15 protein-coding genes are annotated in these 15,962 nt (G+C 66.7%); 10 read left to right on the top strand and 5 right to left on the bottom strand.

Annotated features, from left to right (window positions below; genetic code table 11):
• Nucleotides 1–70: 70 nt before the first annotated feature.
• A complete protein-coding gene (locus tag ACSLGO_RS12985) occupies nucleotides 71–2,563 on the bottom strand; it encodes a DNA gyrase/topoisomerase IV subunit A (protein WP_091605511.1) in 2,493 nt (830 codons plus the stop codon).
• Between the two features lie 100 nt (nucleotides 2,564–2,663).
• On the opposite strand from ACSLGO_RS12985, the gene ACSLGO_RS12980 reads away from it, so the two are divergent.
• The 4 genes from ACSLGO_RS12980 to ACSLGO_RS12965 all read left to right on the top strand — a co-directional run bounded on the left by ACSLGO_RS12980 (nucleotide 2,664) and on the right by ACSLGO_RS12965 (nucleotide 8,059).
• Nucleotides 2,664–5,390 carry a bifunctional acetate--CoA ligase family protein/GNAT family N-acetyltransferase gene (locus ACSLGO_RS12980; protein WP_091605509.1) on the top strand — a complete coding sequence of 909 codons (2,727 nt, stop codon included), beginning with the start codon at nucleotides 2,664–2,666 and terminating at the stop codon, nucleotides 5,388–5,390.
• Nucleotides 5,391–5,483: 93 nt separating this feature from the next.
• Nucleotides 5,484–6,155, top strand: coding sequence for a DUF5998 family protein (locus ACSLGO_RS12975; RefSeq protein WP_091605506.1), 672 nt, complete (start codon nucleotides 5,484–5,486; stop codon nucleotides 6,153–6,155).
• Between the two features lie 5 nt (nucleotides 6,156–6,160).
• Nucleotides 6,161–7,339: an alkaline phosphatase family protein gene (locus ACSLGO_RS12970; RefSeq protein WP_436401264.1), complete on the top strand. Its 1,179-nt coding sequence runs from the start codon at nucleotides 6,161–6,163 to the stop codon at nucleotides 7,337–7,339.
• A 3-nt stretch (nucleotides 7,340–7,342) separates the two neighbouring features.
• A complete protein-coding gene (locus ACSLGO_RS12965) occupies nucleotides 7,343–8,059 on the top strand; it encodes a thymidine kinase (protein WP_091605500.1) in 717 nt (238 codons plus the stop codon).
• A 42-nt stretch (nucleotides 8,060–8,101) separates the two neighbouring features.
• Here the strand turns inward: ACSLGO_RS12965 and sepH are convergent, their stop codons facing one another.
• Nucleotides 8,102–9,316: a septation protein SepH gene (gene sepH / locus ACSLGO_RS12960; RefSeq protein WP_436401263.1), complete on the bottom strand. Its 1,215-nt coding sequence runs from the start codon at nucleotides 9,314–9,316 to the stop codon at nucleotides 8,102–8,104.
• Nucleotides 9,317–9,637: 321 nt separating this feature from the next.
• On the opposite strand from sepH, the gene ACSLGO_RS12955 reads away from it, so the two are divergent.
• The gene (locus ACSLGO_RS12955; RefSeq protein ID WP_091605493.1) at nucleotides 9,638–9,937 is read left to right on the top strand and encodes a DUF4193 domain-containing protein; all 300 of its coding nucleotides are present in this window, start codon (nucleotides 9,638–9,640) and stop codon (nucleotides 9,935–9,937) included.
• Nucleotides 9,938–9,965: 28 nt separating this feature from the next.
• Here ACSLGO_RS12955 and ACSLGO_RS12950 read toward each other — a convergent pair whose 3' ends face one another.
• Nucleotides 9,966–10,439 (bottom strand): DUF3093 domain-containing protein, encoded by a 474-nt coding sequence (locus ACSLGO_RS12950; protein ID WP_091605491.1) that lies wholly within the window; start codon nucleotides 10,437–10,439, stop codon nucleotides 9,966–9,968.
• 134 nt (nucleotides 10,440–10,573) lie between these two features.
• Here ACSLGO_RS12950 and dut point away from each other — a divergent pair, with 134 nt between their 5' ends.
• The 4 genes from dut to ACSLGO_RS12930 are packed head-to-tail and all read left to right on the top strand — an operon-like array spanning nucleotide 10,574 to nucleotide 12,900.
• Nucleotides 10,574–11,083: a dUTP diphosphatase gene (gene dut, locus ACSLGO_RS12945; protein WP_255300531.1), complete on the top strand. Its 510-nt coding sequence runs from the start codon at nucleotides 10,574–10,576 to the stop codon at nucleotides 11,081–11,083.
• Between the two features lie 56 nt (nucleotides 11,084–11,139).
• Nucleotides 11,140–11,847, top strand: coding sequence for a DUF3710 domain-containing protein (locus tag ACSLGO_RS12940; protein WP_091605486.1), 708 nt, complete (start codon nucleotides 11,140–11,142; stop codon nucleotides 11,845–11,847).
• Nucleotides 11,840–12,199: a hypothetical protein gene (locus tag ACSLGO_RS12935; protein ID WP_436401262.1), complete on the top strand. Its 360-nt coding sequence runs from the start codon at nucleotides 11,840–11,842 to the stop codon at nucleotides 12,197–12,199. Before ACSLGO_RS12940 ends, ACSLGO_RS12935 begins: the two co-directional genes overlap by 8 nt.
• Nucleotides 12,196–12,900, top strand: a complete 705-nt coding sequence (locus ACSLGO_RS12930; RefSeq protein ID WP_263128821.1) for a DUF3159 domain-containing protein — start codon at nucleotides 12,196–12,198, stop codon at nucleotides 12,898–12,900. The genes ACSLGO_RS12935 and ACSLGO_RS12930 overlap by 4 nt, the downstream gene beginning before the upstream one ends.
• Before the next feature lie 37 nt (nucleotides 12,901–12,937).
• On the opposite strand, the gene ACSLGO_RS12925 is transcribed toward ACSLGO_RS12930, so the two are convergent.
• Complete coding sequence (locus ACSLGO_RS12925) at nucleotides 12,938–13,600, bottom strand: potassium channel family protein (RefSeq protein ID WP_325786442.1); 663 nt, start codon at nucleotides 13,598–13,600, stop codon at nucleotides 12,938–12,940.
• Nucleotides 13,597–14,271 carry a potassium channel family protein gene (locus ACSLGO_RS12920; RefSeq protein ID WP_436401261.1) on the bottom strand — a complete coding sequence of 225 codons (675 nt, stop codon included), beginning with the start codon at nucleotides 14,269–14,271 and terminating at the stop codon, nucleotides 13,597–13,599. The genes ACSLGO_RS12925 and ACSLGO_RS12920 overlap by 4 nt, the downstream gene beginning before the upstream one ends.
• Nucleotides 14,272–14,413: 142 nt before the next feature.
• Here ACSLGO_RS12920 and ACSLGO_RS12915 point away from each other — a divergent pair, with 142 nt between their 5' ends.
• Complete coding sequence (locus tag ACSLGO_RS12915) at nucleotides 14,414–15,766, top strand: class I SAM-dependent RNA methyltransferase (protein ID WP_436401260.1); 1,353 nt, start codon at nucleotides 14,414–14,416, stop codon at nucleotides 15,764–15,766.
• The last annotated feature ends 196 nt before the right edge of the window (nucleotides 15,767–15,962 follow it).

Here is a 15,962-nt window from a genome sequence, read left to right as displayed (position 1 = left end):
GAAGAGTTGAAACGGTGAAGGGCCGGACCTGGAAAACCAGGTCCGGCCCTTCACGGTTGAGCGGTGGGGGCTACGGAGCAGTCATGCTGGGACCGACATGTTCAACCGGGCTGGCCAGCGGAACTCCGGAGCCGTCCCGGCGCCCGTGTTCGGTGGGCAGCGCCCGCGCCACGCCGTTCGCGGCCGCAGCCTTGGCGGGTCCGTGCCCGGCCCAGGCTACTGTCAGTGCATCTTCACCCTTGAGGAACCGGTGCGCCCGCACACCGGCCGTGGCGCGGCCCTTCGCCGGGTATTCGGCGAAGTCCGTCACCTTCACCGAGCCGCCGGGCGTACCGGGGATCGTTTCGGTGCCGGAAGCAACGGTGACGACGACGGCGTCCGGGTCTCCCGCCGCGACCACGCCGAAGAAGATCACCTCGTCACCTTCACCGAGCTTCATGCCCGCCACGCCGCCGGCGGTCCGGCCCTGCGGCCGCACGGCCGAAGCGGGGAAGCGAAGCAGCTGGGCGCCCCTGGTCGCGAAGACGAGTTCGTCGTCGTCGTTCGCAGCGACAGCGGCACCAATCACTTCATCGCGCGGCTTGAGCGTGATCGCTTCCCAGTCGTCCCGGTTCAGCGGATACTCGGGATTGACCCGCTTGACGACGCCGTTGCGGGTGCCGAGCGCCAGGACGGCGTTCAGCGGCACCAGGCCAACGAGTTTCTCGCCCTTCGTCAGCGTCATGAAGTCCTTGGCGGCCACGCCGCCGGCGAGGTTGGGCAGCCCGTTGGTTGGAGGCAGGGCGGGCATGTCCATGACCTGGACGCGGATCATCCGGCCGGAGGAGGTCACCGCTCCGATCTCGCCACGGGCCGTCGTTGCCACCACGCTGCGGAATACATCGTGCCGGGTGCGCTGCCCGCCTTCGGCCAGCGGCTCCTGGTTGGAGGTGCGTGCCAGCTGGCCTGACGACGAGAGGATCACCCAGCAGGGATCGTCCGGAATCTGCAGCGGGAGCACGGCCTTGGCACCCTTGCCCGCCTTGACGGCAACGGTCTCGGACGCCACCGGTGCCACGGCCTCGGATTCGAGGAGTACTGTGCGCCGCGGGGTGGCGTACTTCGCGGCAACTTCGCCGAGTTCCTCGCACACGAGCTCCCGCAGGCGCTCCTCGGAATCCAGGATGGCCTGCAGTTCCTCGATGGCTGCGCGCAGTTCTTCCTGTTCCTTCTCGAGTTCCAGCCGCGAATACTTCGTCAGCTGGCGAAGCCGGAGTTCAAGGATGTGGTTGGCCTGGATCTCGGTGAGGTCGTAGATGGACATCAGGCGGGTCCGTGCCTCCGCGGTCTCTTCCGAGGAGCGGATGACCTGGATGACCTCGTCAATGTCCACGATCGCGATCAGCAGGCCCTCAACCAGGTGCAGGCGGTCCTTCTTGCGGCCCAGCCGGTACGCGGTGCGGCGGCGGACCACGCCGAGCCTGTGGGAAGCGTAGACCTGGAGCAGCTCCACCAGGCCCAGGGTGCGCGGCTGGCCGTCCACCAGGGACACGTTGTTGATGCCGAAGGAATCTTCCATCGGGGTGTAGCGGTACAACTGGGCCAGGACGGCCTTGGGATTGAAGCCGTTCTTCAGCTCAATGACCAGGCGCAGTCCGTTCTGCCGGTCCGTGAGGTCAACGACGTCGGAAATTCCCTGGAGCTTCTTGGAGGTGACCGCGTCCTTGATCTTCTCGATCACCTTTTCCGGCCCCACCATGTACGGCAGTTCAGTGACCACGAGCCCGGTCCTGCGGGCGGTGAGCTGCTCCACCTCTACCTTGGCCCGGGTCTTGAACGAACCGCGGCCGGTGGCGTAGGCGTCGCGGATGCCGTCCAGGCCCACAATGCGGCCGCCCGAGGGCAGGTCCGGACCCGGCACGAAGCGCATCAGGTCATCCAGTGTCGCCTCGGGATGCCGGATCAGGTGCTGGGTAGCCGCGATGACCTCGCCGAGGTTGTGCGGTGCCATGTTGGTGGCCATGCCGACGGCGATGCCGGAGGCGCCGTTGACCAGCAGGTTGGGGAACGCAGCCGGCAGTACTTCCGGCTGCATCAGCTGGTTGTCGTAGTTGGGAACGAAGTCCACCACGTCTTCGTCGAGGTGGTCAGTGAGGGTCAGCGCGGCGGCCGCCAGCCTTGCCTCCGTGTAGCGCGAAGCTGCGGGGCCGTCATCCAGCGAGCCGAAGTTGCCGTGGCCGTCGATCAGCGGCAGGCGCAGCGCCCAGTCCTGGGCCATGCGGACCATGGCGTCATAGATTGCCGAGTCACCGTGCGGGTGGAGCTTGCCCATTACCTCGCCGACCACGCGGGCACTCTTGACGTGTCCGCGGTCCGGACGCAGCCCCATCTCCGCCATCATGTACAGGATGCGCCGCTGTACGGGCTTCAGCCCGTCACGCGCGTCCGGCAGGGCACGCGAATAGATCACCGAGTAGGCGTATTCGAGGAAGGACCCCTCCATCTCGGTGGTGACATCAATATCGATGATGTTCTCAGCGATGGGTTCGCCGGGAGTGGGTGCGGAGGCAGAGCGCCGGGCCATGTAGTTCTTGCGTCCTTGAGGTTGGTGTTGACTTGGTCGGTTTCGGTGCTTTGTGGAGGGTCAGTGGCGGGTTCTAAAAATTGCCCACTAGTCTGAGTCTATGGCGGAGCAGGGACAATACCCCGAATATTGGGAAGCTGATGTCGTTTTGCGGGACGGGCGCACCGGCCACCTGAGGCCTGTCTCCCCGGCGGATGCCGAGGCGCTGCAGGCATTCCACATGCGGCAGTCCCAGAGCTCCATCTATCTTCGTTTCTTCACTTACAAGGCTAAGCTGAGCGGCCGCGAGCTGAAGCGCTTTACCAACGTGGACTACCGGGACAGGGTTGCGTTTGTCATCACACTCGGCTCCGAGATCGTGGGAATCGGCCGCTATGACCGCCTGGATGATCCCACCGAGGCCGAAGTCGCCTTCAACATTTCCGATGAGCACCAGGGCCGGGGGATCGGTTCGATCCTCTTGGAACACCTGGCCGCCGCCGCCCGGGAAAACGGGATCCGCCGCTTCAGTGCCGAGGTCCTTCCGGAGAACCGCAAGATGCTCAGCGTTTTCGCGGACGCCGGCTATGAGGTTCGCCGCGCATTCGACGACGGCGTGATCGCCCTCGACTTCGACATCGACCCGACGGAAAAGTCCCGCGCCGTCATGGAGGCCCGCGAACACCGCGCGGAGGCGCGCAGCGTCGCGGACCTGCTCGCGCCGTCGTCCATTGCCGTCATCGGCGCCAGCCGCGAATGGGGCAGCGTCGGCTACCAGCTGATGGAACACATCGTTGAAGGCGGGTTCACCGGCAGTGTCTACGCCGTGAACCCGGAGGCCTTCGAGCTCGCCGGAATGGTCTCCTACGGCAAGATCTCCGAGATCCCCGAACCGGTTTCCCTGGCAGTCATTGCCGTCCCGTATGACCAGGTCCAGTGCGTGGCCCAGGAATGTGCCGCGGCGGGCGTCAAGCACCTTTTGGTGGTCAGCGCGGGATTCGACGACGGCGAAGCGGGCCTGGCGCGCCAGCGCCGGCTGGTGCGCTACGCCCGGGCCAACGGCATGCGGGTTCTGGGACCGGCGTCCCTGGGCCTGATCAACACCCGTCCCGAGGTTTCGCTGAACGCCTCCATGGCTCCGGCCCTGCCGCGACGCGGAGGACTGGGCCTGTTCAGCCAGTCCGCAGCGATCGGCGTCCTTCTCTACGCAGCTGCCCAGCGCCGGCGCCTGGGATTGTCCTCCACGATTTCGGCCGGCAACCGGGCGGATGTCTCCGGCAACGACGTCATGCAGTACTGGGAAGACGACGCCGGCACCAAGGTGGTGGGCCTGTACCTCGAATCGGTGGGCAACCCGCGAAAGTTCTCCCGCATTGCCCGGCGTCTCGCCACCGGCAAGCCGGTGATCGTGGCCAAATCGGACGTCACCGGCCTGCAGCTTCCCCCGGGGCACTCGGTACGGCTGACCCAGGCCCCGCAGGGAGCCCTGGACGCAATGCTCCGCCAGTCCGGCGTGATCCGGGTGGCCACGAACGAACAGCTCATGGACGTAGCCCAGATCGCCTGCAGCCAGCCGCTGCCGCAGGGCAGGGGGCTGGCTGTGCTGAGCAACTCCGCGGCACTCGGCCGGGTGCTGGCCGACGCGGCCGTGCCGCTGGACCTGGACGCCGTGCACCTGCGCATCGACCTCGACCTGGACCGCGGCCAGAGCGTGGCACTGCCTGCACTGCGTGAAGCCGTCGCGAAGGCCCTGGCGGATGAGGCCGTACACAGCGCCGTCGTGACGCTGCTGCCGGCACCGGGACTGGACAACAACGCCGTCGCAGAAACGTTGTTGGACTGTGCGATCGAGGGCGGAAAGCCCGTGGTGGCGGTCTTCACCGGCATCATGGACCCCAGCCAGCTCACTGAAGGCATACTGGGCTCCCGCGAACAGGTTCCGCCGGAGCCGGCCGCGGAAGGTGAGGCCGCGGAGCCCGGACTGCCGGCCGGCCTCCCGTGTTTCGCCAGTCCCGGTGCCGCAGTCAGCGCATTGGCCGCGCTGGTGCGCTACAGCGAATGGGCAGGAAGGGAACACGGCCACTATGCGGAGCCGGCGGGCGTAGACACGGAGGCCGCACAGACGTTCATCGACGAGCAGATGTCCCGGGTAGCCAACACCGAACTCCTGCGCCTGGGCCCGGACGAAACCGCACGGCTCCTGGATTTCTACGGGATCAGCCTCCTGCCGTCCCTGCCGTTCCGCACCGAGGACGAGGCCGTCGCGGCAGCGGACCAGCTGGGCTGGCCCGTTGTCCTCAAGACCATGGATGAACACCTGCGGCACCGGCTGGACCTGGGCGGTGTGCGGCTGAACATCTCCTCGGAGCAGTCGCTGCGGAGCAACATTTCCGAGATGCGCACGGCCCTGGAGCCCTACGGCCGGTTCGAACTCGAGGTGCAGTCAATGGCGCCGTCGGGCCAGGGCTGTGTACTGCGGGCCATCGAGGATCCCCTGCTTGGCCCAGTCCTCTCCTTCGGGATTGCCGGGGACGCGGTGAACCTGCTCGATGACTGGGCCCACGGCATTCCGCCGCTGACGAGCGTCGATATTGCGGACCTGGTGAGGACGCCGCGAACCTCACGGCGGCTTTTCGGTTACCAGGGACTGCCCAAGGTCGACGTCGCTGCCCTGGAGGACCTCATTGCCCGGGTGGCGCTGCTGAAGGACGAGCACCCGGAGATTGCGCTGCTGGAAATCAATCCGGTGCTGGTCTCGGTGCAGGGCGTCACGGTGCTGAGCGCTGATATCCGGCTGGGCAACCCGCAGCAGCGCACCGACAGTGCCCGCCGTGCGCTGCGTGACTAGTTTTTCCACAGCCACGGCACCAGCCGGGGATGCTTATGCAACCCCAGCGCGCCTTTTTAGGTGCTCAGGGTGCATCTGGGGGAAACTGGTGTTATGTCGCCGCTACTTTCCGCTGAACGCCGCAGCCTTGACGCCTCCATTGAGCGCGCAGGCTTCTACCCCACGCTGCTGGCAGACGTTGTGCATGACGCCCTGGACGGGCGCGAGCCCCTCTCCCATCTGATCCACCTTGAAACGCATTTCGACCGGACCGAGGTGCACCGCCACATCACTGTCCTGGTGCTGACCGAGGACATGCTGGTGATCACCCATGTTGACGACCAGCAACTCGACGAAGCCGGTGAGCAGATGATGGCGCAGGTCTCCACCGAATCTGTTCCGGTGGCCCAGATCCGCTCCGTGGTACTTGGCTACATGTACTCCCAGCCCCAGAACTACAAGCCCTCAGACCAGGCCCGTGAACTGACCCTGGCAATCGCCTGGTCCGGCGGACAGCGCCTGGACATGGGCCCGGCAGGCTGTGCCGATCCCCAGTGCGAGGCTGACCACGGCTACACCGGAACCATCGCGCAGGAAGACATTGTCCTGCGAGTGTCCGCGGAGGCTGACGGAATCCAGGCAGTTCAGAACGCCAAGGCCTTCGCCCGCGCCCTGCGCAAGGTCAACACCGACACCATGAACGTCCGCGCCCTGGAACCGGCACTCGACCGGAACCGGATGCCGGGCATCGGCAGCCGGTTCAACCGCGGCCACCACCAGCGGTAAGGGGCATGGACGCAGCACCCGCCTCCGAACCCCTTCCTCCGGCCCCCGGGTATGGCCGCAGTTCCGTAGCTGAGGTCCTCACCAGTGCCGCGGCTGTCCTGCAGGTCCCCGGCTTCACCAACACCCTGGAGCTTCCCGCAGCGAAGCGGGTCTGCGTGGTCATGGTGGACGGACTCGGCCGGAGCCTGCTGAAACAGCGCTCCGGACACGCTCCCTTCCTGCGGTCGCTGCAGGACGGCGGACGCACCCTCACCGCTGCTTTCCCCACCACGACGGCGGCGTCCCTGGCCTCGCTGGGGACCGGCCTCCCTCCGGGGCAGCACGGAATGGTTGGCTATGACGTGCTTGATCCCGCCCAGGACAAAGTGGTCAACATGCTGGGCAACTGGGACCCGGGTGTGGATCCACGCAGCTGGCAGCCGTTCCCGACCGTCCTTGAACAGGCATCCGGGCATCTGCCCGTCACGACGGTCAGCCTGCCGCGGTTTGCGGATTCAGCCATGACCCGCGCCGCCCTTCGCGGCGGCAGCCATGCGTCGGGCACGGGCATCCATGCACGCGTAGAAGCCGCGCTGGGGGCGCTGGCCGCGGAAAAGCGCATGCTGATGTACTTCTACTTCAATGAGCTGGACAAGACCGGACACCGCTACGGTGCCCAGTCCCCGGAATGGGGAGGCGCGCTGGAGGAACTGGATTCGGCACTCAAGCGCTTCACCGCCAAGCTTCCCCCGGACACCCTGGTTCTCCTTACCGCAGACCACGGCATGGTGGACACCGCCCCCGAACACCGGATTGACTACTCGGCGTACCCGGACCTGATCGAGGGTGTGCGGCACACCGCCGGTGATCCGCGCATGGTGCAGCTGTACCTTAAAACGGATGCACCGGCCGGCACCCTGGAGCGGCTCACGGCCTCCTGGCAGCAGGCACTGGGCACCAGGGCATGGATCCTGACCCGGGACCAAGCCGTTGCGGCAGGCTTGTTTGGGCCCGTCCGCCCGGAAACCCTGCCCCGCATCGGCGACCTGCTGATTGCCGCACGTGAGCCGATTGCACTCTTTGATACCCGGCGGGCCAGCCCGTCCGCCCTGCAGATGGTGGGCCAGCACGGCTCGCTAACCCGTGCCGAGCGTGAAGTCCCGCTCCTGACGCTGGCCCGTCCGGCAAAGGGCGGGCGGAAGTAGGTTATGGCTGAACTCGTGTTCTTCTCCGGGACCATGGACTGCGGCAAGTCCACCCTGGCGCTGCAGATGGACTACAACCACAGCGCCCGCGGACGCGGAGGAATTCTCTTCAGCCGCAATGACCGCGCGGGCAACGCGATGATCTCCAGCAGGCTGGGCCTGAAGACCCGCGCCGTTGAGGTCACGGACCACACCGACTTCTGGGACGAGGTGATCCGGACCCGCGGTGCGGGGGACAGGGTGGATTACCTCATCTGCGACGAGGCGCAGTTCTACAGCGAGGAGCAGATTGAGCAGCTCGCACGGATCGTGGACGAGATGGAAGTCGATGTATTCGCCTTCGGCATCGCCACGGACTTCCGTACGCGGCTGTTCCCGGGCTCGCAGCGGCTGATCGAACTGGCCGACCGAATCGAGGTCCTGCAGGTCCGCGCGCTCTGTTGGTGCGGGCGCCGCGCCACGCACAACGCGCGCACCGTGGACGGGGTCATGGTGGTCACCGGTGACCAGGTTGTGGTGGGCGACGTGGACAAGCGGCCGGCCGATCCCGGACCCGAAGCGCTCTTTGAGCCCGAGGAAGCCGGCGCGCCGCCGGTGGTGGGCTACGAAACGCTCTGCCGGCGGCATTACATGCGGCGCATGGGTGCGCAGCAGGCCGCACGGTACGCCGGAACCGGCGAAGATCCGGACATCTGCGCGGTTGGCACAGTCCGGGAATAGGCTGCACCGGCGGTCCGCCATACTTCCGGACCGCCCTCGGCGCTAGTCGCCTTTGGTACCGAAGACGATCTCGTCCCAGCTGGGAACCGAGGAACGCTTGGGTTTGATCCGCCGCTCGGTCACCGGTTCCTTCGCCTCGGGGGTCTCGGAAGGCTCCTCCGGCTCGGCCGGAGGCTTTCCGGCATCCGTCCCGCGCGAACCGCGAACCGGCCGGGCGAGGATACTGATTTCCCGCGTTGAGGTGCTGATGCCATCATCCAGGCGCAGCGGATCGGATGGATCCTCTTCCGCTTCCGGCTCGGCGGTTGCTTCCGGCTCCTCGGGCAGTACGGGTGCCAGGCTCAGCTTGCCGGTGCGCGGAGGCACCGAGGACTCGTCCTCGAGCTCGGCCTGCCCGTCACGCGGGTGGGCTGCGGGGATGCTGCCCTTGGCAAGCAGGGCGGCCAGGGCGTCGTCGGCGTCTTCATCCGTGCCCAGGCGCTGGCCGCGCCGGGACCGCAGGACGTTCAACAGCTCATCTGTCTCTTCGTCCGAGACCGGAAGGGGCTCCTCGGGGGCGGTGTCGGTTTCGAAATCGAAGACACGGTCCGCGACGGCGGAGAGCCTGCGTGCCGGGACCGGGGAGTCCACCGGCGCGAGTTCGCTGAGCAGCTGTGCCCAGCGGTTGGCGTTGGTCACCTGGCGGCGGAGCGGGCTGTAGGTCCAGCGGGCGGGGGGCTCCTCGCCGACGGATACCCGGGAGTTCTCACCGAGGCTGAAGCTGGCGACTACATCCCAGGAACCCTCGGGGCGGCGCCATGAATCCCAGACGACGGTTTCCGGGTCCACGCCGAAGGCGCGGAGGCGGTGGTTGACCATGTCGCCCAGGTTCACCGGAGAATCCCCGAAGGCTGAGCGGTGGCTGTCCTGTGCAGCGCTCATGGGAGCTGCCACCTCGACGGACTGGGCCTGGCGGGCAATGTACTCGCGTTCAGCGAGTACGGGTCCTTCGTACCGACGGATGTGTGCGATGTCGTGGCCGGAGAGCTCAGCCACCTCCTCGGCGCTGGCACCGGACCGGATCCGTGCCTGGATATCGCGGGGAGTCATGGTGGGCCCCGCCTCGGGCTCGGCAGCCTGTCCGGCACGCCGCGCGGGGCGGGAAGCAGCAACACGCAGGGCTTCGTCGATGCGGAGCCGGAATGTTTCGCCGCCCCGTCCGCTCAGCAGCAGATGTTCGCCGCCCTCATGGACACCCACGAGCCGTAGATCCTGCATGAAAAAATCCTCGCTATCGATAGCAACTCCTTCCTGAAACAATGCCACCCGGGCACCGGATTTCCTACCGTTTAGCCCGGTGTGGCGCGGATCCACGGCCTGCGCCTGCAAGGATTCTTGGCCTGCGGGCACGGTGCAGGCGGCGCAGGCGTGGCTATTTCGTTCAGGGCGGACAAAAATCTCTCTACTGCGGGCACAAACGCAGGGGCCGCGGCGTTGTGTAGTCCGAGCCGCGCTGCGGTTTCGGGACAGGTGCCCGGGGCCGGAGTACGTGCCTGGATCTATCCGTGAAGTACTGACACCGATGGTGGGATGAGAGATATGGCGACAGACTACGACGCGCCGCGCAAGGCCGACGAGGACGCCAGTGAAGAGTCAATCGAGGAATTGAAGACACGGCGGACCAACGTACAGTCGGCCGTGGTGGATGAGGACGAAGCGGAGGCAGCGGACAGCTTCGAGCTGCCGGGCGCGGACCTTTCCGGCGAAGAGCTCATGGTTCGGGTGCTTCCCGCCCAGCAGGATGAGTTCACGTGTGCGTCCTGCTTCCTGGTGCGGCACCGTTCGCAGATTGCCAAGGAAAAGGACGGGCTCTACTACTGCATCGAGTGCGAGGGCTAGGCCCGGTCCGATTCTGCGGCGGTGCGGGTCAGCTGCGCGGCGCCTGCAGTGCAGCTGCCAGCTTCTCCGGGTTGCGCGTGGAGGTCAGCCAGTACGGGGTCCGGTCAGCCGGGTCAGTGATTTCCATCTTGACCACCGGGCTGATCCAGCCGCGGATGCACAGGTACGCCGTGCCGTTGAGCGCGGGCCCGCGCTGCTGTGTCGCGTCGTCCCCGCGGTATGCCTCCACCGCGCCGATCCACTTGCGTTCAATCTGGGCACGGCCCACCTGGACGGTCTCTTCGGTCACCCTGATGACCGGGGTGGACATCAGCAGGAGCACGGTCAGTACCACGGCCGCCACTGCGGCCACCAGGATTCCCACGAGCAGGCTGATGGGAATGAAGGCCAGGACGAAGGTCCCGGACATGCCTGCCACAACCAGCCAGATCCAGAATGCCGGCAGCAGCCTCTCCGAGTAGAGCACGGTCTGGGCGGGGCTGTGGGCAGCGGGTGTTGACATACTCCTAGCTTTCCATCTTTGTTCCGGCTTTTCATCTTGCCTGCCCGGCCCCTGGTGCCGCCCGCGCGGCGGGAGGGCACGGGGGAGTCGGCACGCGCTAAAGTAATCAAGGCGCCGCCGGTCCCTGGCTGCCGGTGCTCCCAAACCGTTCCAGAAAGATCCCGGAGACAGCTGTGCAGCAAGCAGGACCCAGCGTGAAAGTCCAGCTGAAAATGCTCGACGACGGCCTCGAAGCGCCGTCTTACGCCCACCCCGGAGACGCAGGCGCGGACCTGCGGGCCCGCGTCGACGTCGAACTGGCTCCGGGCCAGCGCGTCCTCGTGCCCACCGGCGTCTCGATTGCCCTGCCGTTTGGGTACGTGGCCCTGATCCACCCGCGCTCCGGTTTGGCCACCAGGCACGGACTCACGATCGTCAATGCACCCGGTACCGTTGACGCGGGTTACCGCGGTGAAATTTCCGTCACACTGTTAAACACGGACGCCGCCGAGACCATCCGGCTCAAGCGCGGGGACCGGATTGCGCAGATGGTGATCCAGCGCGTTGAAACTGCGGAGTTCGAACCCGTTGCAGAGCTCTCCGACTCGGTACGGGGAGCCGGAGGATTCGGTTCCACCGGCGGATTCGGCACAGCAACGGCTTAGGCCGCCACATCCCGGGTTCACCTGCCCGGAACCACAGAAGGAAAGAGGACTAGGCGATGGCATTTGGACGCCGCAGGAAAGACCGGGCGGAATCCGGGTACGTGCCCGGGGAGCAGGACACCGCAGAAGAAGCTGCCGGCGCCGCGGACGGACCGGCCCAGGGCCCGTACGACGTCGCTGACCGGCCTTCGGAGGAGGGTTACGTGGACCTGGGTGCGCTGCGCATTGCTGCCACACAGGGGCTGGCGCTGCGCCTGGAAGTAGAAGAAAAGACCAAGCGCGTTGTGGCCGTAACCCTGGATCTGGACGGTTCCAGTCTTCAGCTGCAGGCCTTCGCAGCACCCAAGTCGGAGACCCTCTGGGACGAAATCCGCGCACAGATCGTTCAATCGGTCTCCTCCCAGGGCGGCACGGCTGACGAGCTTGAGGGACGGCTGGGCACCGAACTGCTTGCCCGGGTACCCGCTCAGGCGCAGGACGGTTCCAAGGGCTACCGTGTGGCACGGTTCGTTGGAGTCGACGGTCCCCGCTGGTTCCTCCGCGGCGTCTTCGGCGGCCCGGCGGCCATGAACCCTGATGCAGCCGGTCCGCTGGAAGAAGTCTTCCGCAACGTTGTGGTGGTCCGCGGCGATGCGCCGCTGCCTCCGCGGGACCTGCTGCAGCTGAACCTGCCCCGGGACGCTTCTCCGCTGCCCAAGCGCGGTGAAGAGTCAGCCAAGCCGGAACCGCCCCGGCGCGGGCCGGAAATTACCACCATTGGCTAAGCAGACAACTCCGGCCGCAGCCGGCGCACCGGCCCGGCTCCGCATTGCCGATCTGCCGGGCCGTGGACGCGCACACAGCACCGGCTACGTTGAATCAGTCACCCTGGTTCCGGCGGATTCTGCGCCGCGGTTCACCGCGGTTGTGGCGGACCTGCAGGGCGCCTACCGGGATCCGGCGGCTGTGCAGGCCCGGCGGCGGGTCCGCCTGGTCTGGATCGGCCAGCGGCGGATTCCCGGCATAGTGGCAGGAACCCAGGTAGCGTTCGAGGGTATGGTCAGCAGCGTCGCCGGCCAGCCCACCATCTTCAATCCGCGGTACGAAATCATCGGACGTCCGGAAGGTGAAATATGAGCACCAGCCCAGACCCCGAAGGCAAGGGCCGCCCCGACGGCCAGCCTTCGATGAGCGAGCTGGCCGGACAGTACGCAGCCCGATCCGGCGTCGAACGCGGCGATGACGGGCAGATAGACGTGCTGAAATCCGTCGGCGGCGTACGTGGACTCGCCGAGGCAATCCTCCCCGGGCTGCTCTTCACGCTGATCTACACCATCACCGCGGGACTGTACCTGTCCCTTGGGGCCGCAGTGGTCGCGGCCGGAGCCTTCGCCGTAGCCAACCTGATCCAGAAGCGGCCGCTGGTCCAGTCCCTGACCGGCGTCATCGGCGTCGCAATCTGCGCCGTGTTTGCGCTGCGAAGCGGCAGCGGCACCACGTTCTTCCTCCCGGGGTTCTACCTCAACGCCGCGTACATCCTTGCCTTTGCCGTCTCAGTTCTGGTCAAGTGGCCGGTCGCCGGACTCCTGTTCGGCTTTATCCGGGGCGAGAACCTGTCCTGGCGCGGTGAGCCAAAGCGCCTGCGCGCCTACTCCCTGGCCACCTGGATCATCATCTCCGTGTTTGCGCTGCGGCTCGCAGTGCAGCTTCCCCTGTACCTGGCAGACAACGTGGCAGCCCTGGGCACCATGCGGCTGGCCATGGGCGTGCCGCTGTACGCGCTGGGCCTCTGGCTGGCCTGGGTCATTTCCCGGCCGGCAACCGTCCGCGCCTCCTAGTTCCTGCGCCGGCGGCGAAGCACAGCCGGCGCAGGAACTAGGGCTTGGGGGCCAGCAGAGCCCGCAGCTCATCTTCCGCCGCAATGGTCGTGACGAAGAACAGCTCGTCGCCGCCCTCTATGACGTCGTCGCCGGTGGGGGTGATGGGAGCGTCGTCGCGCAGGATGGCAACCAGGGTTGAATCCTGCGGCCACGGAACGGACCCCACGCGCGCTCCCAGCATAGGCGAGGCGGCCGGGACGGTGAACTCGACCATCGAAGCGACTCCGGTCTGCAGGGTCAGGAGCCGCACAAGGTCACCGACCTCGACTGCTTCCTCCACCAGCGCCGTCATGAGGCGGGGCGTATTGACGGCAACGTCTACGCCCCAGGAGTCGTCGAACATCCAGTCATTCTTGGGGTTGTTGACCCTGCCTACGGTCCGCGCCACTCCGAACTCCGTCTTGGCGAGCAGCGAAACCACCAGGTTCACCTTGTCATCGCCCGTTGCGGAGACCACCACGTCGGCACTGTCCATCCCGGCATCCTTCAGGGTGGTCAGTTCGCAGGCGTCGCCGACCAGCCACGCCGCACCTGTCAGTTCGCTCCGGCTTTCAGTTTCGGGTTTCTCGTCGATGAGGAGCACGTCATGTCCGTGGGAGAGCAGCTCGCGGGCAATCGAGGATCCAACACTGCCGGCTCCGGCAATCACTACCTTCACGGGTTCTCCTTCATTGGCGGAGCGGAGAGGATCCTGCTGATCTCCGCGGTTCGTCCTACCTGCATCATTGCGTGCAGGACGTCGCCCTGCTGGTAGCTGGTGTCCGCGCGGGGAAGCACGCCCTCGCCGAAGCGGGTCAGGTATGCGATCCGCACGCCGGCCGCGGCCTCCACCTCGTGCAGGGGACGGCCCAGCCACGAAGGCTCCAGGGACAGTTCGCCCAGGATGAGCCGGCCCGATGCTTCCCGGAAGTCGCCGTTGATGCTCTGTTCGGGCAGGATCCGGCGCAGCACCTGGTCTGCACTCCAGCGCACGGCTGCAACGGTGGGAATGCCCAGCCGCTGGTAGATCTCGGCGCGTCCCGGATCATAAATCCGTGCCACGACGTGGGGCACATGGAAAGTCTCGCGCGCCACGCGCGTAGAAAGGATGTTTGAGTTGTCGCCGCTGGAAACCGCGGCGAATGCGTAGGCATCCTCGATGCCGGCCTGTTCCAGGGTGGTGCGGTCGAACCCGACGCCGGTCACCCGGGAGCCGGTGAAGGACGGCCGCAGCCGCCGGAACGCCCGCGGATCCTGGTCAATGACCGCCACGGTATGTCCTGCGTTGTCCAGGGTATGGGCCAGCATGGCTCCCACCCTGCCGCAGCCCATGATCACGTAATGCGCCACCGTGTCCTACCTCATGTTCCTGGCGGGATCTCCCGCGTACTGCCGTATCCCGCTCCGGGCCAAAGGAAAGCATAGTCCGGTGCGCAGGTGAAATCGTGGTGTGATGGTGTTTTAGCTCCAACACGGAAGTTCGAACGCAACTATGACCCCCCAAACCCCGCAGGGCGCATCCGCCCCCGGTGATCTTGAACTGACAATCGGTCCGGCCGCCCACGGCGGGCATTTCGTTGCCCGTCACGAAGGTCGCGTCGTTTTCGTCCGGCATGCCCTGCCGGGGGAGCGCGTCCGGGCGAGGCTCACGGACGCGGGGGAGAAGGCCAGGTTCTGGCGTGCCGACGTCGTGGAGGTCCTGGAACCTGCGCCGGCCCGCGTTCCGCACTTCTGGGCACCGGCGGACGCGCTCAAGGCAGGATCACGCGGCAGGCTTCCGGTGGGTGGGGCAGAATTCGGGCACATCGGTCTGGCTGAACAGCGCAGGCTGAAGGCCGGCATCTTTGCCGAGCAGCTTCGGCGCCTTGCCGGCATCGAACGCGAAGTTACCGTTGAAGCGGCTGCCGAAGAAAATCCTGACGGGCTGGGCTGGCGAACCCGTGCCAGCTTTTCGGTAGCTCCGGGCGGGCACCTGGCCATGCATCCGCACCGATCCGAAGACCTCGTCCCGGTCCAGGAGATGCCGCTCGCTTCGGCCGCCATCAATGCACTGAAGCTGTGGGAGGTGGACTTCACCGGTGCCGAACGCGTCGAGGTTGCCGCACCCGCCGCCGGCGGTCCGCCGCTGGTCCTGCTTATCCCCGCCGGCGGAACCCGTCCGCGGACGCTGGCTCGCATTGCCTCCGAAATCGGCACCGCTGCGGATCCCGGCGCCGGTGAGACCGTATCTGTGGCCGCCTGGGATCCGGAAAGCCATGAGCTGACGCGGCTGCGCGGCCGGACCTGGGTCCGGGAACAGGCCGAAGGGCATGACTACCGGGTCACCGGAGCCGGGTTCTGGCAGATTCACCGCAGTGCCCCCGGGACCCTGGTGCAGGCTGTGGTGCAGGGCCTGGACCTCCAGCCCGGTGAGCGCGCCGCAGACCTGTTTGCCGGAGCGGGCCTGTTCACCGCTCCGCTCGCGGAGGCCGTTGGAACCGGGGGGCATGTCCTTTCCGTTGAGGGGTCGCCCGGGACCAGCCGCGATGCCCGCAAAAACCTGTTCGCCATGCCCCAGGTGGAGGTTGTCCAGGGCCGCGTGGACCGCGTGCTGCGCAACCATGAAGGCCGCCTGGACGCAGTCCTCCTGGACCCGCCGCGGACCGGCGCCGGACGGGTGGTTGTCGACCAGATCAGTGCCGCCTCACCGCGGGTGGTTGGCTACGTGTCCTGCGACCCGGCTTCCTTTGCGCGGGACCTGGCCTGGTTCGGTGAAGCAGGCTGGGAGCTGGAGATGCTGCGCGTCTTTGACCTGTACCCGCACACCCACCACATGGAGTCCTTCGCGGTCCTGCGCCGCCCCTGACACCGGCCCGAATTGGGCAGCCCGGCCGGTGTGTGGCGGGCCATATACCGGTATCCGGCGCGGTGAACGGTCCGGCGGACGCGCATCCGGCTAGGATGGAAACAGTTGTCCGGCTCCGTGCCGAAGGGATTCCCGCCATACGTTTGCACGGCAGGGGGGACTTGCCAGCCCGGGAAATCACCCACCATTTCCCGGC

The organism is Arthrobacter sp. IK3 (assembly GCF_051337705.1).
Taxonomy (GTDB): domain Bacteria; phylum Actinomycetota; class Actinomycetes; order Actinomycetales; family Micrococcaceae; genus Arthrobacter_B; species Arthrobacter_B koreensis.
Note: the sequence above shows the minus strand (reverse complement) of the source record. Positions and strands in the feature narration are given on the sequence as shown.

Excerpts from the sequence above, each read along its gene's own strand:
- ACSLGO_RS12985 (WP_091605511.1), bottom strand. The coding sequence starts at position 2,563 with ATGGCCCGGCGCTCTGCCTCCGCACCCACTCCCGGCGAACCCATCGCT.
- ACSLGO_RS12980 (WP_091605509.1), top strand. The coding sequence starts at position 2,664 with ATGGCGGAGCAGGGACAATACCCCGAATATTGGGAAGCTGATGTCGTT.
- ACSLGO_RS12975 (WP_091605506.1), top strand. The coding sequence starts at position 5,484 with ATGTCGCCGCTACTTTCCGCTGAACGCCGCAGCCTTGACGCCTCCATT.
- ACSLGO_RS12970 (WP_436401264.1), top strand. The coding sequence starts at position 6,161 with ATGGACGCAGCACCCGCCTCCGAACCCCTTCCTCCGGCCCCCGGGTAT.
- ACSLGO_RS12965 (WP_091605500.1), top strand. The coding sequence starts at position 7,343 with ATGGCTGAACTCGTGTTCTTCTCCGGGACCATGGACTGCGGCAAGTCC.
- sepH (WP_436401263.1), bottom strand. The coding sequence starts at position 9,316 with ATGCAGGATCTACGGCTCGTGGGTGTCCATGAGGGCGGCGAACATCTG.
- ACSLGO_RS12955 (WP_091605493.1), top strand. The coding sequence starts at position 9,638 with ATGGCGACAGACTACGACGCGCCGCGCAAGGCCGACGAGGACGCCAGT.
- ACSLGO_RS12950 (WP_091605491.1), bottom strand. The coding sequence starts at position 10,439 with ATGTCAACACCCGCTGCCCACAGCCCCGCCCAGACCGTGCTCTACTCG.
- ACSLGO_RS12940 (WP_091605486.1), top strand. The coding sequence starts at position 11,140 with ATGGCATTTGGACGCCGCAGGAAAGACCGGGCGGAATCCGGGTACGTG.
- ACSLGO_RS12930 (WP_263128821.1), top strand. The coding sequence starts at position 12,196 with ATGAGCACCAGCCCAGACCCCGAAGGCAAGGGCCGCCCCGACGGCCAG.
- ACSLGO_RS12915 (WP_436401260.1), top strand. The coding sequence starts at position 14,414 with ATGACCCCCCAAACCCCGCAGGGCGCATCCGCCCCCGGTGATCTTGAA.